The organism is Escherichia sp. 94.0001, from assembly GCF_013369155.2.
In the GTDB taxonomy this organism is placed as follows: domain Bacteria; phylum Pseudomonadota; class Gammaproteobacteria; order Enterobacterales; family Enterobacteriaceae; genus Escherichia; species Escherichia coli_F.
The window spans coordinates 1-684 of sequence record NZ_JABWMS020000216.1 but is presented as its reverse complement, the minus strand read 5'-3'; the positions used below and the strand labels follow the sequence as shown (position 1 = coordinate 684).

Sequence of the window (684 nt, the reverse complement as noted above, 5' to 3'; positions counted from 1 at the left end):
CGTTTATTGCATGTTCTTCTTCACATGCCGATATGAATTATTCGATATTTCAAAATGTTAATCTTGATATGTGTGAGATGCGTAATTGCAATTTTGACAAGTCAGAAATGAATTTCATTTCGTGCGTAGGAACAAATTTTAGTGATTCCACATTCGATAAAGTCAGAACAAAAGCGCAACTAATTAAGACACCGAGAGAATGGTCTGATAATATTTTGAAGTATTGGTTCTCAAGCTCTAATAAACGTAATATCCTCTTCACCCTTAATACAATATCTGATAGAGTCATAAAATTAAAAGGAGTCAAAGATATATTATCGTCATTGGTAGACCAAAAAGCTAATATTTATAGTGTAAGGCAAGAGCTTCTGGATTATCTTAATGATGATTTATATAAAAATGATAGAGAGATTACTTTTTATAAAGAATCACTACTGTTATTTTGCTCTGAATAACCAAAAAGATTAACTACAGCACTCTATTTTGTGTTTATATCCGTGTCAGGAAACAGGCTCATTTCAGCAGGATAAAACCGTAGAGTGCGATTGCGATGAACAAGAGATACAGACTTATTATTTAGTCTATTTTATTGCGTTAACTAATAAATATTGTAAATTTACCAGTGCCTTTTCCCAATTATCAATCACATTAACATCTTTTTTTCTTGAATGAATTTCCATTAAC

Annotated in this window: 1 pseudogene; it reads left to right on the top strand. The window is 30.8% G+C overall.

Annotation, left to right across the window (positions count from 1 at the left end):
* A pseudogene (locus HEN33_RS25320) lies at positions 1 to 455 on the top strand (type III effector protein); the annotation flags it as partial.
* Between the last annotated feature and the right edge of the window lie 229 nt (positions 456 to 684).